19 protein-coding genes and 1 pseudogene are annotated in these 26,233 nt (G+C 59.5%); 10 read left to right on the top strand and 10 right to left on the bottom strand.

Annotated elements, in window-relative coordinates:
- Positions 1–10: 10 nt before the first annotated feature.
- On the bottom strand, positions 11–679 hold the full coding sequence (gene hutC / locus PSH97_RS01670; RefSeq protein WP_244858324.1) for a histidine utilization repressor: 669 nt from the start codon (positions 677–679) through the stop codon (positions 11–13).
- Positions 680–879: 200 nt separating this feature from the next.
- Here hutC and PSH97_RS01665 point away from each other — a divergent pair, with 200 nt between their 5' ends.
- The gene (locus tag PSH97_RS01665) at positions 880–2,244 is read left to right on the top strand and encodes a formimidoylglutamate deiminase (RefSeq protein WP_305447843.1); all 1,365 of its coding nucleotides are present in this window, start codon (positions 880–882) and stop codon (positions 2,242–2,244) included.
- A gap of 121 nt (positions 2,245–2,365) precedes the next feature.
- On the opposite strand, the gene PSH97_RS01660 is transcribed toward PSH97_RS01665, so the two are convergent.
- Positions 2,366–2,935, bottom strand: a complete 570-nt coding sequence (locus PSH97_RS01660) for a lipocalin family protein (RefSeq protein WP_305424101.1) — start codon at positions 2,933–2,935, stop codon at positions 2,366–2,368.
- A 33-nt stretch (positions 2,936–2,968) separates the two neighbouring features.
- Positions 2,969–3,223: a hypothetical protein gene (locus PSH97_RS01655; RefSeq protein WP_007907841.1), complete on the bottom strand. Its 255-nt coding sequence runs from the start codon at positions 3,221–3,223 to the stop codon at positions 2,969–2,971.
- Positions 3,224–3,502: 279 nt separating this feature from the next.
- On the opposite strand from PSH97_RS01655, the pseudogene PSH97_RS28495 reads away from it, so the two are divergent.
- Together PSH97_RS28495 and PSH97_RS28490 are read left to right on the top strand one after the other, a co-directional pair.
- Positions 3,503–4,489 (top strand): annotated as a pseudogene (locus PSH97_RS28495) (cache domain-containing protein); the annotation flags it as partial.
- A 141-nt stretch (positions 4,490–4,630) separates the two neighbouring features.
- Positions 4,631–5,395, top strand: a complete 765-nt coding sequence (locus PSH97_RS28490) for a methyl-accepting chemotaxis protein (protein ID WP_405046532.1) — start codon at positions 4,631–4,633, stop codon at positions 5,393–5,395.
- A 41-nt stretch (positions 5,396–5,436) separates the two neighbouring features.
- Here the strand turns inward: PSH97_RS28490 and PSH97_RS01645 are convergent, their stop codons facing one another.
- The 5 genes from PSH97_RS01645 to PSH97_RS01625 form a co-directional block, all read right to left on the bottom strand.
- Positions 5,437–6,039, bottom strand: a complete 603-nt coding sequence (locus PSH97_RS01645) for a DUF924 family protein (RefSeq protein ID WP_305447841.1) — start codon at positions 6,037–6,039, stop codon at positions 5,437–5,439.
- A gap of 3 nt (positions 6,040–6,042) precedes the next feature.
- Positions 6,043–7,053: a class 1 fructose-bisphosphatase gene (locus PSH97_RS01640; protein WP_007933966.1), complete on the bottom strand. Its 1,011-nt coding sequence runs from the start codon at positions 7,051–7,053 to the stop codon at positions 6,043–6,045.
- A 261-nt stretch (positions 7,054–7,314) separates the two neighbouring features.
- Entirely contained in the window at positions 7,315–8,682 is a 1,368-nt protein-coding gene (locus PSH97_RS01635; protein WP_305447840.1) for a DUF3999 domain-containing protein, read from the bottom strand.
- The gene (locus PSH97_RS01630; RefSeq protein ID WP_305447839.1) at positions 8,679–12,266 is read right to left on the bottom strand and encodes a DUF2339 domain-containing protein; all 3,588 of its coding nucleotides are present in this window, start codon (positions 12,264–12,266) and stop codon (positions 8,679–8,681) included. The genes PSH97_RS01635 and PSH97_RS01630 overlap by 4 nt, the downstream gene beginning before the upstream one ends.
- A gap of 287 nt (positions 12,267–12,553) precedes the next feature.
- Positions 12,554–15,004 carry a glycogen/starch/alpha-glucan phosphorylase gene (locus PSH97_RS01625; RefSeq protein WP_305447838.1) on the bottom strand — a complete coding sequence of 817 codons (2,451 nt, stop codon included), beginning with the start codon at positions 15,002–15,004 and terminating at the stop codon, positions 12,554–12,556.
- Positions 15,005–15,263: 259 nt separating this feature from the next.
- On the opposite strand from PSH97_RS01625, the gene PSH97_RS01620 reads away from it, so the two are divergent.
- Entirely contained in the window at positions 15,264–15,704 is a 441-nt protein-coding gene (locus tag PSH97_RS01620) for a YkgJ family cysteine cluster protein (protein WP_305449735.1), read from the top strand.
- 219 nt (positions 15,705–15,923) lie between these two features.
- Here PSH97_RS01620 and typA read toward each other — a convergent pair whose 3' ends face one another.
- Positions 15,924–17,744 carry a translational GTPase TypA gene (gene typA, locus PSH97_RS01615; protein WP_007907857.1) on the bottom strand — a complete coding sequence of 607 codons (1,821 nt, stop codon included), beginning with the start codon at positions 17,742–17,744 and terminating at the stop codon, positions 15,924–15,926.
- A gap of 139 nt (positions 17,745–17,883) precedes the next feature.
- Positions 17,884–19,338 carry a tRNA uracil 4-sulfurtransferase ThiI gene (gene thiI, locus PSH97_RS01610; protein ID WP_008005335.1) on the bottom strand — a complete coding sequence of 485 codons (1,455 nt, stop codon included), beginning with the start codon at positions 19,336–19,338 and terminating at the stop codon, positions 17,884–17,886.
- A gap of 330 nt (positions 19,339–19,668) precedes the next feature.
- On the opposite strand from thiI, the gene glnA reads away from it, so the two are divergent.
- The 6 genes from glnA to ntrC all read left to right on the top strand — a co-directional run bounded on the left by glnA (position 19,669) and on the right by ntrC (position 25,828).
- Entirely contained in the window at positions 19,669–21,075 is a 1,407-nt protein-coding gene (gene glnA / locus PSH97_RS01605) for a glutamate--ammonia ligase (RefSeq protein WP_305447837.1), read from the top strand.
- Positions 21,076–21,209: 134 nt separating this feature from the next.
- Positions 21,210–21,758, top strand: coding sequence for a chorismate mutase (locus PSH97_RS01600; RefSeq protein WP_305447836.1), 549 nt, complete (start codon positions 21,210–21,212; stop codon positions 21,756–21,758).
- A 101-nt stretch (positions 21,759–21,859) separates the two neighbouring features.
- Positions 21,860–22,375 (top strand): DUF4124 domain-containing protein, encoded by a 516-nt coding sequence (locus PSH97_RS01595; RefSeq protein WP_305447835.1) that lies wholly within the window; start codon positions 21,860–21,862, stop codon positions 22,373–22,375.
- A 41-nt stretch (positions 22,376–22,416) separates the two neighbouring features.
- Positions 22,417–22,983 carry a DUF4124 domain-containing protein gene (locus PSH97_RS01590; protein ID WP_407682172.1) on the top strand — a complete coding sequence of 189 codons (567 nt, stop codon included), beginning with the start codon at positions 22,417–22,419 and terminating at the stop codon, positions 22,981–22,983.
- 326 nt (positions 22,984–23,309) lie between these two features.
- On the top strand, positions 23,310–24,395 hold the full coding sequence (glnL, locus tag PSH97_RS01585; protein WP_305447833.1) for a nitrogen regulation protein NR(II): 1,086 nt from the start codon (positions 23,310–23,312) through the stop codon (positions 24,393–24,395).
- Complete coding sequence (gene ntrC / locus PSH97_RS01580; protein ID WP_305447832.1) at positions 24,392–25,828, top strand: nitrogen regulation protein NR(I); 1,437 nt, start codon at positions 24,392–24,394, stop codon at positions 25,826–25,828. The genes glnL and ntrC overlap by 4 nt, the downstream gene beginning before the upstream one ends.
- Positions 25,829–26,233 lie beyond the last annotated feature (405 nt).

Below are 26,233 nucleotides of genomic sequence, written 5' to 3'. Positions count from 1 at the left end.
TCAGGGCTCTTTATTTATGGAACCGTCCTTCCAGACGATGGCGGGAACCGGGGTGGATCAAACGGGCGGCGGTCACGGGCTGACGGCCGGACCAGGTGCGGCGACGAATCAGCAGGCAAGGCTCGCCCTTTTCAATCTGCAGCAACTTGCATTCGGACGGCTCGGCGAGAATCGCTTCGACCACGTGCTCGCCTTCGGTCAATGGCGCGACCTGATTCAGATAGGCGTAAGGCGTTTGCAGGGTGAAGTCTTGCTTGAGGTAGTCCGGCGCCACCAGCGCGTTGACGAAACGGTCTTCGATTTGCACCGGAATGTCGTTTTCGAAATGCACAATCAACGAGTGGAACACTTTCTGGCCTTCGCGCATGTCCAGGGCAAGAGCCCGCTCGGAACCGGCGGCCTCTTCTTCGAGGGTGATCACCTTGCAGGTGTGGCGATGGCCACGGGAGGCGATCTCGTCGGCGATGTTGTGTACTTCAAACAAGGCAGACTGACTTTTCGGCTCGGCAACGAACGTTCCGACGCCTTGCATGCGCACCAGCAGGCCGTCGGCGGTCATCTCGCGCAGCGCGCGGTTGATGGTCATGCGGCTGAAACCCAGCTGGCTGACCAACTCGCTTTCCGACGGAACGCGGTAGTGCGGCGGCCAGTTTCCACTGTCGATTTGCTGGGTGATCATCTGTTTTACGCGGGCGTACAAGGGCGCCGGACTGTCGCCCAGATTGGCGCTCAGATTGGCATTCGGCGGCAATGTGGCAGAGGGAGTCGGCACGGTTAATCCTTGATCATCTGTTAGAGGTTGCTAGCTTGCCGGAGTTTACCGAGCAGGCAAACGTCTGTATATGTATATACAAATAACACACGATGGGGTGCTGAACCATGTCCGCCTTCTTTGCCGAACGCGCGCTGCTGCCTAGTGGATGGGCCAACAATGTACGTCTTGAGGTCAGCGCCGATGGCGTATTGACCCATATCCAGGCCGATTCTCACGCAGATGACGCCGAACGGCTGAGCGGTCCGTTGCTGCCGGGAATGCCGAATTTACACTCCCACGCCTTCCAGCGGGCCATGGCCGGGTTGGCGGAAGTGGCGGGTAATCCGAACGACAGTTTCTGGACCTGGCGCGATCTGATGTACCGGCTCGTCGGAAAAATCAGCCCGGACCAACTCGGCGTCATTGCCCGTCAGCTGTACATCGAAATGCTCAAGGCCGGTTACACCTCGGTCGCGGAATTTCATTACGTACACCACGATACGAACGGCCAACCGTACGCAGACCCGACCGAACTGGCGCTGCGCATCAGCCAGGCGGCCAGTTCCGCCGGTATCGGCTTGACCCTGCTGCCAGTGCTCTATAGCCACTCCGGTTTCGGCGGCCAGGCCCCGAACGAAGGCCAGCGCCGCTTTATCAACAGCACCGAAAACTACCTCAAGCTTCAATCGCGCTTGCAGCCGATCCTGGCGCAGCAACCGGCCCAGGCCCTGGGTTTGTGTTTCCACTCGTTGCGTGCGGTCACCCCGCAGCAGATCAGCGAAGTGCTGGCGGCCAGCGACAAGCAGTGCCCGGTACACATTCACATTGCCGAACAGCAGAAGGAAGTCGATGACTGCCTGAGCTGGAGCGGTCGCCGTCCGCTGCAATGGCTGTACGAAAACACCGAAGTCGATCAGCGCTGGTGCCTGGTCCACGCGACCCACGCCAACCCGGAAGAAGTCACGCTCATGGCCAAGAGCCGCGCCATCGCCGGCCTGTGTCTGACCACCGAAGCCAACCTCGGCGACGGAATTTTCCCGGCGGTGGATTTCCTGGCGCAGGGCGGGCGCATGGGCATCGGTTCCGACAGCCATGTGTCGTTAAGCGTGGTGGAAGAGTTGCGCTGGCTGGAATACGGCCAGCGTCTGCGCGATCAGCGGCGTAATCGTTTGTATGGCGCAGATCAGCCGATGGTCGGCCGCACACTGTATGACGCGGCGCTGGATGGTGGCGCCCAGGCATTGGGGCAGCCAATTGGCGCCTTGGAAGTCGGCAAGCGTGCCGACTGGCTGGTGCTGGACGGCAACGATCCGTACCTGGCGACGGCCAGTGGCGACGGGATTCTCAATCGTTGGCTGTTTGCCGGTGGTGATCGCCAGGTGCGGGATGTGCTGGTCAGCGGCCAGTGGGTTGTGCGTGATGGGCGGCATGCCGGGGAAGAAGAGAGTAATCGGGCGTTTACTCAGGTTTTGCGCGATCTCTTGGACTGACACAAAAAAATGTGGGAGCGAGCCTGCTCGCGATAGGGCCGTCCAATTCAACAGAAGTGTTGACTGACATTCCGCTATCGCGAGCAGGCTCGCTCCCACCTTTTTTGATCTTCGGCGACCGCTAGTTCGAAGTCTTGGCCATCTTGCTATCCGATGCGCGCCAGATCAGCCGTGTCGTGTCATAGCCCTGCTGACGCGCCTTGCTCAGCAGTTCTTCACGCACTACACCATTGACCGTCGGGGTGCGTGACAGCAGCCAGAGGTGACGGCGGCTCGGGTCGCCGACAATCGCGGTCTTGTAATCATCGCTGACGTACAACACCCAGTACTCTCCCTTCGCCAAACCGGGTATCAGTCGCGAGAACCAGGTATCGAACTCGACCCACAGCTTGTCGGCCTTGCCGGGCACCTGTGGATAAGCCGTGCCTTTGGCCTCTTCCCATTGCCAGTCCGACGTCAGGCAGCGGTTCAGCACCGCCATGTCACCTTCAGGCTTGAGGCTGTAATGAGCTTCGGATTGCGCGCAATTGCGCTGAAAATACACTGGCAGTCGCGCCAATTCGTACCAGGTTCCCTGGTAACGCTTGAGGTTGACCGAGTTGACGGTCTTGGGTGCCAACGGATCTACGCCAGAAGTGGCGCAGCCGGCCAATACCAGGCCGGCAAAAAGAACGATCAGTAACCGCTTCATTATTTTTTTCTCCCGCGGGCGAATAGCCCCGGTTTACTTCAGGCCTTGGCCGGAAAACATCAGCACTTTGTCACCGGCGTACTGCACGCTGATAAAGCTGTTTTTGTCGCCCCAGGTGCAACTGGACATGCCGAGCGCGCCCGAGCAATCGGTCGGTTTGCCCAGCAAGGTTTCAACCTCGGCCTTGGGCATGCCGGTCGACAGCTTCGAGTAATTTTCCTGATTGATCTTGCCGCACGCTGCCAACAACACGCAGAACGAGAGCAAGGCGATAGATCGCAGCGACATGGTGTAACTCCTGGGGCGAAGGGAATGGCATGGCTGCCAAGCTGAAGCTTAGAAGAGAAAACACCTATCTGGTTCCCTGAGCATTCGGCTATTTATTCGGCCACCCGTCAGACTTTTACGATAGATCAGCCACTTTTTCGCGCCGCTGAGTATTTCGTCGGTTTTCGCAGCAACCGCCTAATCTTTGGCGCCGGCCAGTCGACATAGAAGCAGTGCAAAGCCTTCCACTGTGGCGAATTGACGCTCCTTGTTGACCAGCCCTTCGCGGTAGCTCATTTAATGACCAGAAACATGAAATTCAGCCACAAAATCCTGTTGGCAGCCGCTCTCGTGGTGGCCGTTGCATTCGCCTGTTTCATCCTGTTCAACGATTACCGCCAGCGGCAGACCCTGCTCAGCAGTACAGAGTCCTCGATGCAGGAACTCGGCAGCCTGACCACCAGCAACATTCAGACCTGGCTGGAAAGCCGCATTCAATTGCTGCAATCACTGTCCCAGCAGATCGCCGTGGACGGCAGCGCCCAGGCCAACCTCAAGCGCGCCATCGACCTGCCGGCCTACACCAGCAATTTTCAGCTCAGCTACTTCGGCGGCACCGATGGCGTGATGTTCTCGGTCCCGGCCGGCAATCGCGCCGCGGACTACGACCCGCGCGCCCGTGGCTGGTACAAGGCGGCCAACAACGCGCAACAGACCATCGTCACGGAACCCTACATTGCGGCATCGTCGGGCAAACTGGTGATCACCGTTGCCACGCCAGTGAAGCACCAGAATCAAATGATTGGCGTCGCCGGCGCAGACATTGATCTGTCCAGCGTCAGCGCGATCATCAACTTGCTGAACTTCGGCGGTCATGGGCATGCATTTATCGTCAGCGCCGACGGCAAGATCCTGATCCACCCGGACAGCAAACTGGTGCTCAAGAACCTGGCCGACGCCTACCCCAACGGCGCGCCGAAAATCAGCCCGGGCCTGAAAGAAGTCGAGCTGGATGGCAAAACCCAGTTCATCTCCTTCACTCACGTCAACGGTGTGCCGTCTGCAGACTGGTACGTGGCGCTGGTGCTGGATAAAGACACCGCGTTCTCGATGCTCAGCGAATTTCGCACTTCGGCGATCATCGCCATGATCATTGCCGTGGTGATCATCATCGCGCTGCTGAGCATGTTGATCCGCGTGCTGATGCAACCGCTGCTGACCATGGGCCGCGCCATGCATGACATCGCCGAGGGCGAAGGCGACCTGACCAAACGCCTGACCATTCACGGCCAGGATGAATTCGGTGCGTTGGGCACTTCGTTCAACCGTTTTGTGGAACGTATTCATACCTCGATCCGCGAAGTGTCTTCGGCTACCGGCCAGGTCAATGAAGTCGCCTTGCGGGTCGTCGCGGCCTCCAACTCGTCGATGTTCAACTCCGATCAACAAGCCTCACGCACCAGCAGCGTGGCTGCAGCAATCAACGAATTGGGCGCCGCCGCCCAGGAAATCGCCCAGAACGCAGCCCTCGCCTCGCAACATTCGAGCGACGCCCGTGCCTTGGCCGAAGACGGTCAGCAGGTGGTGGATAAAACCATCGCAGCCATGCAGCAGCTGTCGGCGAAGATCAGCGATTCCTGCGGCAACATCGAAACCCTGAACAGCAACACGGTGAACATCGGCCAGATTCTGGAAGTGATCACCAGCATCTCGCAGCAAACCAACCTGCTGGCGCTCAACGCGGCCATCGAAGCAGCCCGTGCCGGTGAAGCCGGCCGTGGTTTTGCCGTGGTCGCGGACGAGGTGCGCAACCTCGCCCACCGCACTCAGGATTCGGCGCAGCAAGTGCAAAAGATGATCGAAGAACTGCAAATCGGCGCCCGGGAAGCGGTCAGCACCATGACCGACAGCCAGCGCCAGAGCGAAAGCAGCGTCGGCATCGCCAACCAGGCCGGCGAACGCCTGGGTAGCGTGACGCAGCGCATCGGTGAGATCGACGGGATGAACCAGTCCGTGGCGACCGCGACCGAGGAGCAAACCGCTGTGGTTGAGTCGATCAACGTCGACATCACCGAGATCAACACGCTGAACCAGGAAGGTGTGGAGAATTTGCAGTCGACCTTGCGTGCGTGTGCTGATCTTGAGCAGCAGGCGGCGCGGTTGAAGCAGTTGGTAGGCAGTTTCAGGATCTAACTACCGAGCGCTGATCGTTCCCACGCTCTGCGTGGGAACAATCAGAACCGCGACCCGGGCCCTGAAAGAAACTCAATTTCCTCAGCCGTAGACTCGCGCCCCAACACCGCATTGCGATGGGGAAAGCGTCCAAACCGCGCAATGATCTTCTGATGCCGCTCGGCATAATCCAGGTTGTCGGCAAACACCGCCCGATCCGCCTCCGGTTGCTGTTCAACCAGATCAAGAAACCGCGAAACCGCTTCGTTCTGCACCGCCAGATTTTCGCAGTGCTCGAATACCAGATAGATAAACACCCGCTGGATCGGTCGCAGCTGCCGATCGAAGTCCGCAGCAATGCCTTGCGCTACCAGTGCCTGAGCCCTGAGGTCGCCTGAAAAGGATTTTGGGGTGTCGCGAAAGATCATCCGCGGAAGTTGATCGAGTAGCAGCACCAAGGCCAGCCAACCTTCAGGGCATTGCACCCATTCAGTCAATCCGCCGGCCAGTGCCTGCTCGACCTGACCCCCGAAACGCATCCGCGCTTCGAGGTCCTGGCTATCGCGCTTGCCGAACCATAACCTGCCCTTGTCAGCCGCTATTTCGTTAGGTGATTCGAAAGATCCGAACCACCATTCGAGCAACGGCTGCCAGGGCGCGGTCATGGTTTATTCCTTGTGGTAAGCCGTGACGCGGGCAACTTCTTCTTTCGAACCGAGGAACACCGCAACACGCTGGTGCAGGCCTTCCGGCTGGATGTCGAGGATGCGCTGGTGGCCGTCAGTGGATGCGCCACCCGCTTGTTCCACCAGGAACGACATCGGGTTGGCTTCGTACATCAGGCGCAGTTTGCCCGGCTTCGACGGCTCGCGGCTGTCGCGTGGGTACATGAACAGACCGCCGCGGGTCAGGATGCGGTGCACGTCGGCCACCATCGCGGCGACCCAACGCATGTTGTAATTCTTCTTCAGCGGGCCTTCATCGCCAGCCAGCAATTCGTCGACGTAACGTTGTACCGGCGCTTCCCAGTGACGCTTGTTGGACGCGTTGATCGCGAATTCCTGTGTGGACTCCGGGATCGTGATGTCTTCATGGGTCAGTACGAAGCTGCCCATTTCACGATCCAGGGTGAAGCCTTTGACGCCATTGCCCAGGGTCAGCACCAGCATGGTCTGTGGACCGTAAATCGCGTAACCGGCGGCAACCTGCTGAGTGCCTGGCTGCAGGAAGGCCTTTTCGTTCAAAGGCTCGTTCTGGGTCAGGTATTCGTTCGGGCAACGCAGCACCGAGAAGATCGTACCGACCGGCGCGTTGATGTCGATGTTCGACGAACCGTCCAGCGGGTCGAACACCAGCAGGTACGCGCCTTTCGGGTATTTGCCCGGGATCTGGTAGGCATTGTCCATTTCTTCGGATGCCATGCCGGCCAGGTGACCGCCCCATTCGTTGGCTTCGAGCAGGATGTCGTTGGACATCACATCAAGCTTCTTCTGCACTTCACCCTGGACGTTTTCAGTGCCCATGCTGCCCAGAACGCCACCGAGGGCGCCCTTGGACACGGCGTGGCTGATTTCCTTGCAAGCACGCGCCACCACTTCGATCAGGAAACGCAGATCGGCAGGAGTATTGTTGCTGCGGGTCTGCTCAATCAAATAGCGACTCAAGGTAACGCGGGACATGGAAGGCTCCGGTGGAATGGGGGGGCTAAAAACCCGCGCAGTTTAACGCGAGTCGGGGCGCATTTCCTCCTATCAGACGTGATACACCCAATAGAGTTCATGTGCGGGGTTGAGCGTAGTTCGAAATGATGCCGTGATTGGCGGCAGTTTGAATATTTTTGGTGGCCGGAAGGACGCCTTCGCGGGCAAGCCTCGCTCCTACGGGGGGATGAACTGTAGGAGCGGAGGCTTGCCCGCGAATGGCGCGCAGCACCAGCATTCTCAGGGTTTAACAGCAGGCTTGCGCAGCAAGCTGAACGCCATGGCCCCCAAAAACAGCACGCTGAGCAACAGCACCGCCCACAACCCGAATTTCTTCCAATTCGTATCCACCACCATTGGCACAGTCGTGACAGGAGTCACCAAGACTCCACCTTCCACCGTCGCCTTGCCCAACGCCGCCAGCTTCGCAGCGCTGTAATCCGGTATCAGCGTCGACAACGGCAAGCTCGCCGCCTTCACCGTCGCACTCCCCAGCGCCAGCGTATAAGGCCCGGCCCCGCGCGCCAGGAACACCAGTTGCGTGGAGCGCACGGCAAATCGGACGGTCGGCGCTTCGGCGCCCAGGCCACCGCCGCGCTCATCCACTGTCAGCTTCAATTGCTGCACGGTCTGGCCCGGCAAATGCAATTCGTTCTGCACCACGTCCTGGCCATTCTGGGTCAAGCGGTAGAGCAAACCGCTGGTCAGCGTTTGCCATGGCAGGCTGGTTTCCCGACGACCCGACAATGTCACCGGTGCCAGGCTGTTGGGTTGATCCAGCTCGATCTGCAAGCGCTGGACGTTCAATCCCATCGGCAATTGCCAGATGTACTCACCGGCCTTCACGCTAGTGCCAGCCAACGGTTGCGACCAGACCAACGGCAGCGGCAAGGTACGAGGGTTGGCGCTTTCCAGTTGCGCCGACGTCAGCACTGGCGCCGATTGCGGTGAAATCCAGAGCAAGCGCAGGTAACGCGCCGATTGCCCCGGCAGGCCGACCTCATGTTGCTCGACCCGTTCGTCGGCAAACGTCAGGCGCGCCACCTGCCCTTCGCCCCACGACTGCCAATGCTGCAAATCATCACTGGCTTCAATACTGAAACGCTGGAAGCCGTCGCGATCGCTGGTCCAATCGAGGATCAATTGCTGTAACGGCGCCTTGATTCGACTGGCATCGAGTAACCAGCCGCGCAGCTCTTCTTCGCCCGCCTCTAACTGGCTGGACGGCTGCACTTCGATCAACGTGCCGTTGGTGTTCGATTGCACGCGCACACTCGGCGCACGTTCGGTGGCATCCGCCGAGTTGTACAACGGGAACCACTTCACGTCGTTCAGCGTGCGGTTTTCGCGGGTCTGCGCGGGTTCTCGGGCCAGGGCATACGCCTGAGGCTCACCGGCGGCGTTGAACACGCGTAGATCGCTGAGATCGGTTTGCCTCGCTTTCAGCTGCACGTCCAAGGGCAATTCCAGGCGATACCACGGGCCCTCGCCACTCACCGACAACGGCACCTGCGCGGCAAAGTCCGCCGGTTTTTCCTGCGCGCCGGCCGACAGCGTCACGCCCAGCACCACAGCACCCCACCAGCCCAGGTTCAGCTTCTGACTCAAGACGACACTCCTTCGGTTTCAGGGGCCGGTTTTTCAACATCCGGCACAGCCTCGGCACGCTTGGGCGGCAATGGAGCGAAATAGCCCACCACCAACAGCAACACGCCAACGCCGATAAACGACACGATCCGCGCGAGCCCGCCGCGGTTACTCAATTCAACAAAGAACAACTTGGCGACCACCAGCGCGATCAGTGCCGCGCCAATCAGCCAGACTTCGCGGCGATGACGCAGATGCCCACCGATCATCAGACTCAGGGCCATCAGGGTCCAGACGATGGACAGGCCGGCCTGTACCAGCATCGACCCAAGCAGCAGATCCAGCGCGTACGGCACGCCACCCCAATGGTGCGCCGTGCGCATCACCAGCGCGGTGAAAAAGACGAACAGCGAACCCCCGGCGATCACTTGCGTGGCGTTATCGGCGTATTCCTTGCGAATCACCAGTTGCGTCACGGCGCTGCGAGACCAGACGTAAACGCCGAACAGGGCAAACAACAGACCCAGCTCCAACGGGTTAATCAGCGGTACATACGGCAACGGCTCAGCGGTGCCGTCACTGGCGATGTTCGCCAGCCAGAACCAGCCGAGCATCAACAACGCCAACGGCGCAGCGGCATAAACCCGGTACTCGCGGGGGTACTCCGACACCGGCCATGGCCATGCGCGCGGTGCAGCCATCAGCACCAGATACAGGCTCGGCAGAATCGCCCAGCCCAGCCAGCGCCAGGCGTTGTACTGCTCCGACAACAGCAGCAAGCCGTAACGCAGCTCCAGGGCCAACACGCCGATCAACAGCCAGCAGCCGAGTACATGGGCGGTGCTCAGGGCTGTTGCGGGCAGCGTCGGCGCCAGACGTCGCAGGGAGATGAAATGCATGACGAATACCGCGGCCCAAACCAGCCAGCCGAAGTTGGCGGCCGGGTGATAACGCGAATGCCAGGCTGCGAGCAGCACCAGACCTGCTGCAGGAATCAGCAAGGTGCAGAGCAAGCCCAGCGACGACCACTTCAGGCGCAGCGCCAATACCGTCCACAGCGCGACACTCACGGCGGCAACGGCTAGCAACAAGGTGGCTTGCAGATTCAAAGGCGCAAAGCGCAGCACTTCGCTGACCCACGCCAGCGCCCACCAACCCGCGCCCCACACCAGCAACACTTCCGACAAGCGCTGCAGGCTCAACCCATCGAAGGCCGAAGCATGGTTGCCGAGCTGCAAACGCCAGGCCCCGACGAATGCGGCCAGCCCCAGCACTAGCGGCGTCCAGAAAGCGCTATGCGCCAACGGTCGCAACCCTTCGCTGAGCAGCGGACCGAGCAGGTCCGGCCCGGCTAACAGGAACGCAGCGCCGCCGATCACCTGCAACAGCAGACCGAAGACAAAACTCACGCGCTGCTTCAGGTACAGGCTCAGCCAGATGATGAACAAACCACTGGCGGCCCACACCGCGCTCGCGGTTTGCCATGGCAACACGAACAGCACCGCGAGGTTGATCAGCACCAGACCGGCCAGCAACACCACTGACAAGCCGCGCAGCAAACGCACATCACTGCGCACCATTTCGTCGCGGGCCGCCAGCAACATCCCGGCGATCAACGCCAACCCGATCAGGGACGCACTGAGCAAACCGCTCCAACCGGCGCTGAACACCGCAGCCGACTCACCACCCGCCTCTTGCAGCCGCAGCAGGAACAACGCACCGCCGAGCAGTTGCACGGCGAACGCGGTGAACAGGAAGGTTCTCGATTGCAGACGCAGACCGACGAACAGCGTCGCCAACCCGGCCAGCGCCCAACTGATCGCCGTGCCATGAGTGAAGAGAAACAGCGGTGCCAGCAGATAAAGGAACGTCAGCCCCAGACAGGCCAGCACCGGCAGCCCTTGGCGCTCCCACTTTGAGGCCTGTTCGGGCAACGCTTTGCGCAATTGGTAAAAGCTGAACAGCAACGCCACGCCGAGCATCAATGCCCCCAGCGGGGCGCCATCAAGCAAGCTGCTCTCGCCGCTGCGCAGCTCGCTGAGAAAGGCCAGTGCCGAGCCCAGTTGCAGTAGCAAGGCAAAGGCTCGCGCCAGCGGTCGCTGTTGACGCAGGCCGAGCCAGAAAATCCCCGCGCCCTCCACGGCCCAGGCGGCCGCGGTCCAACGCGCGTCGAGTCCCAAGGGGATCGCCAAGCTGGCGAAGATCACCCCCAGCGCCAGACAGGTTTCCGCCAACAACAATGCTCGACCGCCCATCAGCAACCGGGCCAGCCCCATGTAAATCATGCCCAGCGCCAAGGCGCTGAAAGCGGCGGCAAATTCCAGATGCTCCATCAGCGCGAACTGCAAACCGAAGCCTACCAGCGGAGGCGCGAACAACAGGGTGCCGTCGACGTAATCGCCCTTGCGCGCCGACCAGTGCAGCAGTGCCTCGCGGCTGTCGTCCTCGGGCGCGTCGCTCATTTCCAGCAGTTTGCGCCGGGCGAACAACAGGCCGATGGCCAGGTACATCAGGAAAAACAGAATCAGGAACGGCTCGGTACTCCACAGCAGTTCCTGCGTATAGGAACGCAGGCCCCAAGCCAATCCGATGCCAAAGGTGCCGACAAAACCGATCAGGTTAAGCAATCGCCAGGCCTTGAACCACGCGATGGCAAGGATGCCGGCGTTGAGCAGAGCAAAGTAGCTGAACAGTGCGACGTGGTTGCCAGCGCCGGTGGAGGTCAGGATCGGCGCGGCGAAACCACCCAGTGCGGCAGCGGCGGCCAGGCCCAGGGCGTTTTGGGTAATGGCCAGAATCGCCGAGAACACCGTCACCACCACCAGCAAGCCCAGTGCCGCCGTGGGGTCGAGCAACGGATGCAGACGCATCGCGGCAAATACCGTGAGGTACAACACCGCAATCCCGGTGCCTTGCAGCATCAGCGCGTAATTGCTGTTGCGCAGTCGCAGCCACCAGCCCAAGGCAAGCAAGCCCAAGGCCGCCGCCGCGACACCGGCGTAACGCAACTCGACCGGCACCACCATGCCTTCAGTGGCATAGCGCAATAAGAAGGCCAGGCCGAGAAACAACAACACCACACCGACCCGCAGCACGGTATTGCCACCGAACAACCAGTTGCGCGCTCCGCTGATGGCACGCTCGATGAAATTCGGGCCACGCGGCGCCGCCGGTTGTTGTGGTTCGCGAGCGACCGGTTCGGGTTTCCAGAGATCATCGGGCAGTGGACGACTGGTTTCGGAGGCGGCCGCCGTGATGGGTTCGAGTTCAGGCGGCAACTCCCATATCAGCTCCGGGGCTGCGTCAGGGGCTTGCTCAAGAATAATTTCAGGGGATGGAACCGGTTCGCTGGCCGCAGGTTCACTGGCTTCAGGTGTTTTGGCGCCCGACACTTCCAGCAATGCCAGTCGCTGCTCGACCGCATGCAGAGACACCTGCGCCTGATTGAGCAAGCGCCGTTGCTCGGCGGTTTGAGTACTCAAGCGACTGATGCGGATTGCCTGGCCGATACCCAGCCCGAGCAAAGCGCCCAACAGCGCATCGCTGAACGACTCGTCAAATAACCAGCCCAGCAGCAGCCCAATCAGCATGAACATCCATTGCATGGTCGATATCCCTAAGCAGCCCCACGGTGGGGCAAATCCGGGCGATACAGCGTCAATGCTCAGTCTAGTGAGCAGACACCCGGAGTCCAGTGTGAGAGCAGATTGAATCTGCACCACAAATCCAATGTGGGGCGGGCTTGCTCGCGAAGAGGGCCTGACATTCGACATGGATGTTGAATATCGGTCCGCTTTCGCGAGCAAGCCCGCCCCACAAGGGTCAAGTGGGTGCTTAGTATATCGATCAGGCCCAACGTACGTTGGGCCTGACGCACATTTGTCGCTAAAAGTTACTCCAACGCCTTCCAGATATCCGTGGCGTACTCGCGAATGGTCCGGTCGGACGAGAACCAACCCATCCGCGCACTGCTCAATACCGCCGAGCGCCACCACTCTTTGGAGTCGTGCCAGTGAGCCTCGACCCGCATCTGAGCGTCCCAGTATGAATCGAAATCGGCGCAGACCAGGAAGCGGTCATAGTCCACCAGCGAATCGATCAGTGAGGTGTAGCGGGACGGATCGTCCGGTGAGAACACCCCGCCGCGAATCGCTTGCAGCACATCATTGAGTCGATGGGAGGCGGCAATGTCCGGTGCCGCGTTGAATTCATGGTTGAGCTTGCGCGCTTCCACTTGCTCGGCGCTCAGGCCGAAGATGAACATGTGTTCGACACCAATGCGCTCGCTCATCTCCACGTTGGCCCCATCCATGGTGCCAATGGTCAGCGCGCCGTTGAGGCCGAACTTCATGTTGCTGGTGCCTGAGGCTTCGAAGCCGGCGGTGGAGATCTGTTCCGACAAATCCGCCGCCGGAATGATGCTTTCCGCCAAGCTGACGTTGTAGTTGGGCAAGAACACCACTTTGAGCAAACCACGCACGGTCGGGTCGTTGTTGACCACCCGGGCGATGTCGTTAGTCAGTTTGATGATCAGCTTGGCCTGGTGATAACTGGCCGCCGCCTTGCCGGCGAAGATTTTCACCCGTGGCACCCAGTCGATTTCCGGTTCGGCACGAATCGCCTGATACAGCGCGACGGTGTGCAGCAGGTTGAGCAACTGGCGTTTGTATTCGTGGATTCGCTTGACCTGCACGTCGAACATCGCCGCCGGGTTGACCGCAATCCCCAATCGTTCATGAATCAGGTATGCCAGGGCTTTCTTGCTGTGCAGCCGCTGCTCGGCGAACTGTTTGCAGAATGCAGTTTTCTCGGCAAACGGTTCCAGCCCTATCAGGCTTTCTTCGGGGTTATCCAGCAGATCCGGGCCGAGGGCGTCGACCATCATTGAGGTCAGCTCCGGGTTGGCTTGATAGAGCCAGCGGCGGAAGGTGATGCCGTTGGTCTTGTTGTTGATCCGCTCCGGATAGAGTTTATGCAGTTCAGAGAACACCGTGCTGCGCATCAGCTGCGTGTGCAGGCCAGACACGCCGTTAACGCTGTGGGAACCCAGGAACGCCAGGTTGCCCATGCGCACGCGACGACCGTTGTCCTCCTCGATCAGCGACACCGCACGCAACACGTCGAAATCGTGAACGCCCTTGGCCCGCAACGAATCGATGTGCTGGGCGTTGATCAAATAAATGATCTGCATGTGCCGTGGCAGCATCCGCTCCATCAAACCGACCGGCCAGGTTTCCAGCGCCTCCGGCAACAGCGTGTGGTTGGTGTACGACAGCGTGTCGACGGTGACCTGCCACGCCGCATCCCACGCCACGTCATAGACGTCGACCAACTGACGCATCAGCTCGGCCACGGCAATCGAGGGGTGTGTGTCGTTGAGTTGAATGGCCGCGTGATCGCCCAGGGTCAGCACCGAGGTGTGCATGTTGCGATGGCGACGCAGCAAATCCTGCAGGGAGGCGGCGACGAAGAAGTATTCCTGACGCAGGCGCAGTTCCTGGCCGGCCTCGGTGCTGTCCGCCGGGTAGAGCACGCGGGAGATACTTTCGGCCCGTGCCACTTCGGCTACCGCGCCCAAGTGGTCGCCAGCGTTGAAGCGCTCCAGGTGCAACTCTTCCATGGCCCGGGCACGCCACAGTCGCAGCGTATTGACACTCGCGCCGCGCCAACCGACCACCGGGGTGTCATAGGCGATGGCCCGCACGGTTTCCGCCGGGGACCAGACTTGCCTGGATTTGCCGTTTTCATCAGTTACGGTTTCGACACCGCCGCCAAAACCGATCGGGTAGGCGACCTCTGGCCGTTCAAACTCCCACGGGTTACCGAAATCCAGCCAGTGTTCGGTCTGCTCCTGCTGCCAACCGTCGACGATGGCCTGGCGGAACAAGCCGTGTTCGTAACGAATGCCGTAACCATGGCCGGCGATGCCCAGGGTCGACATGCTTTCCATGAAGCACGCCGCCAGACGCCCGAGGCCTCCGTTGCCCAGTGCCGCATCGGGTTCCAGCAGGCGGATGCGTTCGATGTCGACGCCAAGTTCGGTCATGGCCTCGCGGGCCACATCGAGCAGGCCGAGGTTGCTCAGGCTGTCGTAGAGCAAGCGGCCGATAAGGAATTCAAGGGAGAGGTAATAGACCCGTTTCTGGCCTTTGCGGTAGATCTGCCGGGTGTGGTCCATCCAGTGCTCGACCATGTGATCGCGCGCCGCCAGGGCGATGGCTTCGAACCAGTCATGGTCAAAGGCGTGATCCGGGTCTTTGCCCACTGCATAAGTGAGTTTGGTCAAGACGGCATCGCGAAATGCGGCCACCTCTGCTTCGCGAACAAGTGGTTCTTGAGTCATCGATAAGACCTCGAGCGAGCGTGAAGTTGTCTGAGCCTAGTCGGTCTGACAGACCATTAAGACTCTGGTTCGGCAGTTTTTCCTGTTAGTGCGAGATAGGTCGACATTACGTTGTCGCGTGCCAGAAACAATGCAGGGGGCGTGCCGGACACAGGGGTTATTTTGCGCCAAGCAAAAAAATCTGGCGAAAGGTTGTTCAAAAATCCACCAGTCCCGGTATGATCGCGCGCCCTGATGCACACGCTGGTAACAACCGATGATGAAGCCCAACCTGATCGCCGCCGCGGAGATCGATCGCCTCGATACCTGGGCCAAGTACTCTGCCCCGATGTGCGGTTCCTGCGTGTCCAGCTGCTGCACCTTGCCGGTCGAGGTCAAGATCAAGGATCTGATCCGTATCGGCATCGTCGACGAATTCGAGCGTGGCGATCCACCGAAGAACATCGCCAAGCGCTTGCAAAAAGAAGGGATCGTCGAGCGCTATAACCAGAAGTCCGAGATCTTCACCCTCCAGCGCATGAGCAACAACGATTGCCTGTACCTGGATCGTAAGAGTCGTCTGTGCACTATTTATGATAAGCGCCCGGACACCTGCCGCAACCACCCGAAGATCGGACCGCGACCGGGGTATTGCGCGTACAAGCCCAAAGAAGTGGTGCGCGAGACCAGCAGCAGCCGTCGCACTCTGGAAAAGTTTTAAAAACGCCTCAATCCCCGTAGCTGTCGAGCCCTAGCGAGGCTGAGTTCGGCTGCAGAGCTGCAGTCCGGGAATAAAAGATGCACCGCAGCGTTTGATTTCACGACTGCTGCGCAGCCGAACGCAGCCTCGCAGGCTCGGCAGCTGCTACAGCCAGACAAACAAAAACGCCCCCGACCTTGCGGTCGGGGGCGTTTTTTTATGCGCTAACTAAGTCGAAACTCAGTTACCCGCTTTCTTGGCAGCGCGGGTACGCTCGCTTTCGCCCAGGATCTTCTTACGAAGACGGATGGACTTAGGAGTGACTTCGCACAATTCGTCTTCTTGAACGAATTCCAGAGCCTGCTCCAGGGTGAAGCGGATAGGCGGAACCAGAGCGATGGTTTCGTCTTTACCCGAAGCACGCATGTTGTCGAGCTTCTTGCCTTTGGTTGGGTTGACGCCCAGGTCGTTGTCGCGGCTGTTGATGCCGACGATTTGACCTTCGTACACGTCTTCACCGTGACCCAGGAACAGTTTGCCGCGAGCTTGCAGGGTTTCCAGCGAGTAAGTCAGCGCCTTACCGGTAGCAACCGAAACCAGCACGCCGTTCTGACGACCGGACATGTCGCCGGACTTCATCACGTCGTAACGGTCGAAGATCGAGGTCAGGATGCCTGCACCGGAGGTCAGGGTCAGGAACTCGTTACGGAAACCGATCAAGCCACGAGCCGGGATGTTGTACTCAAGGCGCACACGGCCCTTGCCATCCGGAACCATGTTGGTCAGGTCGCCTTTACGGATACCGATCTGTTCCATGATCGAACCTTGCGATTCTTCCGGCAGGTCGATGGTCACGTTTTCGTACGGTTCGTGCTTGACGCCGTCAACCATGCGGATGATCACTTCCGGACGACCAACACCCATTTCGAAGCCTTCGCGACGCATGGTTTCGATCAGTACCGAGAGGTGCAGTTCACCACGGCCGGAGACTTTGAACTTGTCGGCGGTGTCGCCTTCTTCAACGCGCAGAGCAACGTTGTAGAGCAGTTCTTTGTCCAGACGTTCCTTGATGTTACGGGACGTCACGAACTTGCCTTCTTTACCGCAGAAAGGCGAGTCGTTTACCTGGAAGGTCATGGAAACGGTTGGCTCGTCAACAGTCAGCGGCTTCATCGCTTCGACGTTCAGTGGGTCGCACAGAGTGTCGGAGATGAACAGCTGGTCGAAGCCGCTGATGCAGACGATGTCGCCGGCAGCTGCTTCTTCAACGTCGATACGGTGCAGACCGTGGTGACCCATCAGCTTCAGGATACGACCGTTACGCTTCTTGCCGTCGGCGTCGATAGCGACAACCGGAGTGTTCGGCTTGATGCGACCACGAGCGATACGGCCAACGCCGATAACACCCAGGAAGCTGTTGTAGTCCAGAGCGGAGATTTGCATCTGGAACGGACCGTCACGGTCGACTTTCGGCGCAGGTACGTTGTCGACGATCGACTGGTACAGCGGGGTCATGTCTTCAGCCATGTCGGTGTGTTCCAGACCAGCAATGCCGTTCAGGGCCGAGGCGTAGACGACTTTGAAGTCCAGCTGTTCTTCGGTAGCACCGAGGTTGTCGAACAGGTCGAAGATCTGGTCCAGAACCCAGTCCGGACGCGCGCCTGGACGGTCAACCTTGTTGATCACCACGATTGGACGCAGGCCGGCTTCGAAAGCCTTCTTGGTCACGAAACGGGTTTGCGGCATAGGGCCGTCTTGAGCGTCAACCAGCAGCAGAACGGAGTCAACCATCGACATTACGCGTTCAACTTCGCCGCCGAAGTCGGCGTGGCCCGGGGTGTCCACGATGTTGATGTGGTAGCCGTTCCAGTTGATGGCGGTGTTTTTCGCCAGAATGGTAATACCGCGCTCTTTCTCCTGGTCGTTGGAGTCCATCACGCGCTCGTCGTTGAGCTCGTTGCGCTCCAGGGTGCCGGATTGACGCAAGAGTTTGTCTACCAGGGTGGTTTTACCATGGTCAACGTGAGCAATGATGGCGATGTTGCGTAGATTTTCGATCACTTGTGTATCTCGATCAGAGGATTCGGTGTGCTGACAGGTCGTGGCAGCGATTAACTTTAGAGTCCGTCAAAGCCGTTACAGCTTGACGGCGGCGTCGGGGGGCCGGTGACGCAGGCCACAGGCAAACAGCCCCGGGCACTTAGCTCGGTCGATAAACGCGCACATTGGCATGCCCCTCACTGAGCAAATGGTGGGCATGCAGGCGACTCATCACGCCTTTGTCGCAATACAACAGGTACTGACGAGTAGGGTCCAGTTCCTTGAAACGAGCGTTCAATGCATAAAACGGCATCGTCTGCACCTCAATGCCAGCAAGTTCCAGCGGCTCGTCTTCAGCGGCATCCGGGTGACGGATGTCGATGATGATCTGGCCCGCCAGTGCTTCGCTGACTTCTTCGATCTGCAAATCCTGGCCCAATTCGTCGATTACGCGATCGATCGGCACCAGCTTGGCGTTCTCGAGCGCACGCTCAAGGACCGCCATGTCGAATTCTTTCTCTTCATGCTCCACGCGTGGACGCTTGGCGTGGGTCTTTGGGTTCACCGAGATGACCCCGCAGTATTCCGGCATGTGCTTGGCGAAGTCGGCAGTGCCGATTTCGTTGGCCAGGTCGATGATGTCCTGCTTGTGACTGGCGATCAGTGGACGCAAGACCAGCTTGTCGGTCACGCAGTCGATCACGGACAGGTTCGGCAACGTCTGGCTCGACACCTGGGAAATCGCTTCGCCGGTGACCAGCGCTTCGATCTCCAGCCGATCGGCAATACGGGAAGCAGCGCGCAACATCATACGCTTCAAAACTACACCCATATGACTGTTATCGACTTTCCCGAGAATTTCTCCCAGTACTTCCTCGAACGGCACACTGACAAATAACACGCGTTGGGAGCTGCCGTACTTCTTCCAGATGAAGTGCGCGACTTCCATGACGCCCAGTTCGTGGGCACGTCCGCCCAGATTGAAGAAGCAGAAATGGCTCATCAGCCCGCGGCGCATGATCTGGTAGGCGGCAACGGTGGAATCGAAGCCACCAGACATCAGTACAAGTGTCTGTTCCAGGGCACCCAGCGGATAACCGCCGATGCTGTTGTGCTGGCTGTGGATCACGAACAACCGTTTGTCGCGAATTTCGATGCGAACTTCGATTTCCGGCTCTTTGAGGGAGATTCCGGCGGCGCCGCACTGACGACGCAGTTGGCTGCCGACGTATTTCTCGACGTCCATGGAGCTGAATTCGTGCTTGCCGGCACGCTTGCAGCGCACCGAAAAGATCTTCCCGGCCAGGGCGTCACCGAAATGCTGTTTGCACTTGGCGACGATGTCGTCGAAGTCGCCCAACGGGTATTCATCGACCTGCAGGAAATGCGCGATGCCCGGCATGCAGCTCAGGCGCTCGGTCATCTCCTTCAGGGCTTTTGGCTCGCTGACGCGGGTTTCCAGCTCGAGATTGTCCCACACACCGTTCACCACCACAGCCGGGTCCAGGTCGCGGAGCACGGTACGGATGTTTTTGGCCAACTGGCGGATGAAACGCATCCGTACCGGGCGGCTCTTGATGGTGATCTCGGGGAAGACTTTTACGATTAGTTTCATGAAAACAGCGCGCGCTGGGCCAGCCGAAAAAGGGGGGCGCGGATTATAGCGGAAATTGCTCAAGGTTTAACCAGTTAATGTGCAGAAGGTTTTGCTCGCACCAAAACAGGTCATTTATGGATTTCGACGCTACATTACAGGGCGAGGTTTTGCGCTTTTCGAGGCATTGCACCTTTATAAGCGTGATATTGGGGCAAAAAACCCATGCTGGGGCACTGGCATGCAATTTGCTCCCTTGTGAGGCAGGTTGCCTTGGCAGAGTATTCGCGCCGGCATCACCCACATTCTAAGGGCATCCACTACTAAGCCCGAAGCCACCCGGAGGACACTATGTCGAAGTCGGTTCAACTCATCAAAGATCATGACGTCAAGTGGATTGATCTGCGCTTCACGGACACCAAAGGCACTCAGCACCACGTGACCATGCCGGCTCGCGATGGGCTGGATGAAGCTTTCTTCGAAGAAGGCAAAATGTTCGACGGTTCCTCCATCGCTGGCTGGAAAGGCATCGAAGCTTCCGACATGATCCTGATGCCGGACGACAGCACTGCCGTTCTCGACCCGTTCACCGAAGAGCCGACCCTGATCCTGGTTTGCGACGTGATCGAGCCTTCGACCATGCAAGGCTACGACCGTGACCCACGTGCGATCGCCAAGCGTGCCGAGGAATACCTGAAGTCGACCGGTATCGGCGACACCGTATTCGTGGGTCCAGAGCCTGAATTCTTCATCTTCGACGAAGTGAAGTTCAAGTCCGACATCTCCGGTTCCATGTTCAAAATCCACTCTGAACAAGGTTCGTGGATGTCCGACCAGGACGTGGAAGGCGGCAACAAAGGCCACCGTCCAGGCATCAAAGGTGGCTACTTCCCTGTTCCACCGTTCGACCACGACCACGAAATCCGTACCTCCATGTGCAACGCCATGGAAGAAATGGGCCTGGTCATCGAAGTTCACCACCACGAAGTGGCGACTGCCGGCCAGAACGAAATCGGCGTGAAGTTCAACACCCTGGTTGCCAAGGCTGACGAAGTTCAAACCCTGAAGTACTGCGTACACAACGTTGCTGACGCCTACGGCCGCACCGCGACCTTCATGCCTAAGCCTCTGTACGGCGACAACGGTTCGGGTATGCACGTTCACCTGTCCATCGCCAAAGATGGCAAGAACACCTTCGCTGGCGAAGGCTATGCCGGCCTGTCCGATACCGCTCTGTACTTCATCGGCGGCATCATCAAGCACGGTAAGGCTCTGAACGGCTTCACCAACCCGTCGACCAACTCCTACAAGCGTCTGGTCCCAGGTTTCGAAGCTCCAGTGATGCTGGCTTACTCGGCTCGCAACCGTTCGGCTTCGATCCGTATTCCTTACGTGTCCAGCCCTCGCGCTCGCCGTATCGAAGCTCGCTTCCCGGATCCAGCAGCCAACCCGTACCTGGGCTTCGCTGCACTGTTGATGGCTGGCCTGGACGGCATCCAGAACAAGATCCACCCTGGCGACGCTGCTGACAAAAACCTGTACGACCTGCCGCCTGAAGAGGCGAAAGAGATCCCACAAGTTTGCGGCAGCCTGAAAGAAGCTCTGGAAGAGCTGGACAAAGGTCGTGCGTTCCTGACCAAAGGCGGCGTTTTCAGCGACGACTTCATCGACGCTTACATCGCTCTGAAAAGCGAAGAAGAAATCAAGGTTCGTACCTTCGTACACCCACTGGAATATGAGCTGTACTACAGCTGCTGATCCGGTAGCGCCGCGCTACGCGGCGTGACAAAAGAGAGGCCTCCTTCGGGAGGCCTTTTTTATGGGCGACCGTCTGTTATCGGATGCCCGGTTGCGTGCATCATGGCCTTCATCCGATAAAGCCGAGATGCCCAATGCGCCTACGCCCATGCCTTGCCCTGCTCACCGCCCTGCTGACCAACAGCGCTTTTGCCAGCCCGGCACCTGCCGCCCTCGCCCCGCTGCTTGGCACCATCGAAGAACGCCTGGCGATTGCCGATCAGGTCGCGCTGAGCAAATGGGACAGCGGCAAACCAGTCGAAGACCGGCAGCGCGAGCGCGAAGTCATTGCCGGCGCCGTCGCCCTGGCACCTGCCTATAAATTGAGCAACGAAACCGTCGAACAGTTTTTCTCGGCGCAGATCGAGGCCAACAAACTGGTGCAATACGCGCACCTGTCTGACTGGCATGCCCAAGGCAAGGCGCCCAACGATCCTCGCCCCGATCTCGTCGGGCAGATCCGCCCGCAACTTGATCAGTTACAAAAACGCCTGCTGCAACAACTGGCCGATTTCAGCCCTTATCGCAACGACCCGCAGTGCCCGACGTGGCTGGCCAAGGCCAATAAAACCGGCGCCCACGCGCCATTGCGCGAGCTTGCCCAAGTCCGCGCCACCGCTGAGTTGTGCAGTGCCAGCCACTGAGCCGACCTGCCGATGTGCGCTGAAGTGCTCTATGCTCAGCGCTTAGTCGCCATGAACGGAACAGGGCCGGACACTTGCCCAACGGCCAATGGAAGCCTGCAATGCGCTCATTGTTGTTATGCCTGCTTGCGCTGATCGCTCTGCCCGCCGCCGCGCAGATCTACAAATACACCGACGCCAACGGCAACACCGCCTACAGCAATCAACCGCCCGATGGCGTAAAGGCTCAGCCCGTGGAGTTGCCACCGCTCAACAGCGTCGAGATTCAACCCCCGAGCGAGCCTGTAGCACCTGCGCAAGCCAGTAGCCGCGAACAGCCCGGCAGCGCCTATCAGGTGCTGGAGCTGACCGGCTTGCCCACCGAAGAAGCCCTGCGCGCCAACAACGGCACGTTCACTGTCGGTGTATTGATCCAACCGCGCCTGCAAGGCTCTCACCGATTGAGGCTGTTACTGGACGATCAACCCTACGGCCAACCGAGCAACGTCCCGATTCTGCAACTGGTAAACATCGACCGTGGCGAACACCGCCTCGCGGTTCAGGTGATCGATGGGCAAAACGTCGTGCAGCAGAGCCCCACCGTGACTTTCACCGTACAACGGGTGCATAAGCCTTGAGGTTCTGGCTGTTGGTCGCCTGCCTGATCAGCCTGCCGGCAATGGCCGAGGTCTTTACTTACATCGACGCCCAGGGCAATCGGGTCTTCACCGATCAGCCGGGCACCCGCAACGCCAAGCGTGTACCACTGGCGACCAGCAATCGAATGTCGGCCAACCCGAGCGGCGCCGCGCCCATGACGGACGCGAAAAACCGGGTCAAACCACTGTTTCATTACGACATGCTTCGTGTGCTGGTGCCGGACCCGGATGCCACAATCCGTAGCACTGCCGGTGAATTGATCGTCAGCGTTACCAGCGAACCCGGCCTGCAACAGGGCCATCGCTATCGTCTGCTGCTGGATGGCCAACCCACCGCCGAGCCCGGCCCGAGCCCGGTGTTCGCCCTGAGCAACATCGACCGCGGCAGCCACAATCTGTCGGTGGAGATCCTCGATGAACAGGGCCGTACCGTCGAACGCACGGCCAATCAACCCTTCCACATGCAGCGCATTTCCCTCGCGCAGAAACGCCAGGTCAAACCCTGCGTCCTTACCGACTACGGCCAACGGCCGGAATGCCCCCTCAAAGACAAACCCGAAGAAGAAAAAAGCTTCTTCTGGCGCTGATGCCAGTCGGGCAAAGCCGCAACGCACTCTTTGTAGCCGCTGCCGAGCCCGCGAGGCAGCTGCTACGACTGACATTGCCTTCTGTGCTTCTTTAACTTCGTTCAGCTTTGCGCACTATATTGGTGCAATAGAGCGCACAGTACTTCACATCCCAACCCATTTTGGTTCGAAAGTACCCGCAAAAGCTGGCAGAACGCCACGCAAACGAGCGTCAAACGCCTGTTTCAGGCTCTAAACGCTTCTTTTCGGAGCCTTGGTTTGGTTTTTGCATTTTCCCCGTATCGGCGCGTTATTCATGCGCATGCCCTGCTCCAAAAGAGGTCCTGATGACCATTAGCGACGCACTACACCGATTGCTACTCGACAACCTGACCACCGCAACCATTCTGCTCGACGCCGAACTGCGCCTTGAGTACATGAACCCGGCGGCGGAGATGCTGCTGGCCATCAGCGGTCAGCGTAGCCATGGGCAGTTCATCAGTGAGTTGTTCACCGAATCCACCGAGGCGCTGAACTCCCTGCGCCAGGCGGTCGAGCAGGCGCACCCGTTCACCAAGCGCGAAGCGATGCTCACCGCCCTCACCGGCCAGACCCTGACCGTCGACTACGCCGTGACACCGATCCTGAGCAATGGCGAAACGCTGCTGTTGCTGGAGGTTCACCCGCGTGACCGCTTGCTGCGGATCACCAAGGAAGAGGCGCAGTTGTCGAAGCAGGAAACCAGCAAGATGCTGGTACGCGGCCTCGCCCACGAAATCAAAAACCCTCTCGGAGGGATTCGCGGTGCGGCTCAGTTGCTCGCCCGTGAATTGCCGGAAGAAAGCCTGCGCGATTACACCAACGTCATCATTGAAGAAGCCGATCGCCTGCGCAATCTGGTGGATCGCATGCTCGGCTCCAACAAATTGCCGTCATTGGCCATGTGCAACGTTCATGAAGTGCTGGAACGCGTGGGTCAGTTGGTGGAAGCCGAAAGTCAGGGCTGCATCACTTTGGTGCGCGACTACGACCCAAGCATTCCGGATGTCTTGATTGATCGCGAACAGATGATTCAGGCCGTCCTGAACATTGTGCGCAACGCGATGCAGGCCATCAGCAGCCAGAACGAACTGCGCCTTGGCCGCATCAGCTTGCGTACCCGCGCCATGCGCCAGTTCACCATCGGCCACGTGCGCCATCGCCTGGTGACCAAGATCGAAATCATCGACAACGGCCCGGGGATCCCCGCCGAGCTACAGGAAACCATCTTCTTCCCCATGGTCAGCGGCCGCCCGGACGGTACCGGGCTCGGCCTGGCCATTACCCAGAACATCATCAGCCAGCACCAGGGCCTGATCGAATGTGACAGCCATCCAGGCCACACCACGTTCTCGATCTTTCTGCCACTGGAACAAGGAGCCACATCGACATGAGCCGTAGTGAAACCGTGTGGATCGTCGATGACGACCGTTCTATCCGTTGGGTCCTGGAAAAAGCCTTGCAGCAGGAAGGCATGACCACGCAAAGCTTCGACAGCGCCGATGGCGTGATGAGTCGCCTGGCGCGCCAGCAGCCGGACGTGATCATCTCCGACATCCGCATGCCGGGTGCCAGCGGTCTGGACCTTCTGGCGCGGATTCGCGAACAGCACCCACGGCTGCCAGTGATCATCATGACCGCTCACTCCGATCTGGATAGCGCTGTCGCGTCCTATCAGGGCGGCGCGTTCGAATACCTGCCCAAGCCGTTCGACGTCGACGAAGCCGTGTCGCTGGTCAAGCGCGCCAACCAGCACGCTCAGGAACAGCAAGGCCTGGAAGTCCCCGTCGCCTTGACCCGAACCCCGGAAATCATCGGTGAAGCACCGGCGATGCAGGAAGTGTTTCGCGCCATCGGGCGCTTGAGCCACTCCAACATCACCGTGCTGATCAATGGCGAATCCGGTACCGGTAAAGAACTGGTGGCCCACGCCCTGCACCGTCACAGCCCACGGGCGGCCTCGCCGTTCATTGCGCTGAACATGGCGGCGATCCCCAAGGATCTGATGGAGTCCGAGCTGTTCGGCCATGAAAAAGGCGCATTCACCGGTGCGGCCAACCTGCGTCGTGGGCGTTTTGAGCAGGCTGACGGCGGCACGCTGTTCCTCGATGAAATCGGCGACATGCCGGCGGATACCCAGACGCGCTTGCTGCGGGTATTGGCGGACGGTGAGTTCTACCGTGTCGGCGGCCATGTACCGGTGAAGGTCGATGTGCGAATCATCGCCGCGACTCACCAGAATCTGGAAACCCTGGTGCATGCCGGAAAATTCCGTGAGGACTTGTTCCACCGCCTCAACGTGATCCGCATCCACATTCCACGGCTGTCGGACCGTCGCGAAGACATCCCGACCCTGGCCAAGCACTTCCTTAGCCGCGCCGCGCAGGAACTGGCTGTGGAACCGAAGCTGCTGAAAAGCGAAACCGAGGAATACCTGAAGAACTTGCCGTGGCCAGGCAACGTGCGTCAGCTGGAAAACACCTGCCGCTGGATCACTGTGATGGCTTCGGGTCGCGAAGTGCACATCAGCGACTTGCCGCCGGAGCTGCTGAGCCTGCCGCAGGATTCGGCGCCGGTGACCAACTGGGAGCAAGCGTTGCGTCAGTGGGCTGATCAGGCGCTGGCTCGCGGCCAGTCGAGCCTGCTCGACAGCGCCGTGCCGGCCTTCGAGCGGATCATGATCGAAACTGCCCTCAAACACACCGCCGGTCGCCGCCGCGATGCTGCCGTTTTGCTGGGTTGGGGCCGTAATACCCTGACGCGCAAGATCAAGGAATTGGGGATGAAGGTTGATGGTGGGGATGATGATGAGGGGGAAGAGAGCTAGGTTCGACTTGATCGTTCCCACGCTCCCGCGTGGGAATGCCTCAATGGACGCTCCGCGTCCGCTTCGGCAGGGACGCGGAGCGCCCCGGGCTGCATTCCCACGCAGAGCGTGGGAACGATCAAACAGCCCCTCTGTGCACCGCCGCAATGCACCGTGAACCGCAATCGCGCACGGCAACAGATCCGAAATCCCGCCTGCGTTCGCAATCGAACCCTATCAAAAAAACACGAAAGCCCCGGAATACGGGGCTTTCGACGTTTCAGCGCGACATTCTGTTTCAACTTGTTAAAACCTGGCACGCCCCCTGCAATAGTCCAATCAGTGATTCGATTCACTACCCAGTTTCGGGGACCTTGGTACAGGCAGGCCGGGGATTCCCCTCTTTACACCGGGCTCATACCGCAA

This window comes from Pseudomonas cucumis (genome assembly GCF_030687935.1).
Lineage (GTDB): Bacteria > Pseudomonadota > Gammaproteobacteria > Pseudomonadales > Pseudomonadaceae > Aquipseudomonas > Aquipseudomonas cucumis.
Note: the sequence above shows the minus strand (reverse complement) of the source record. Positions and strands in the feature narration are given on the sequence as shown.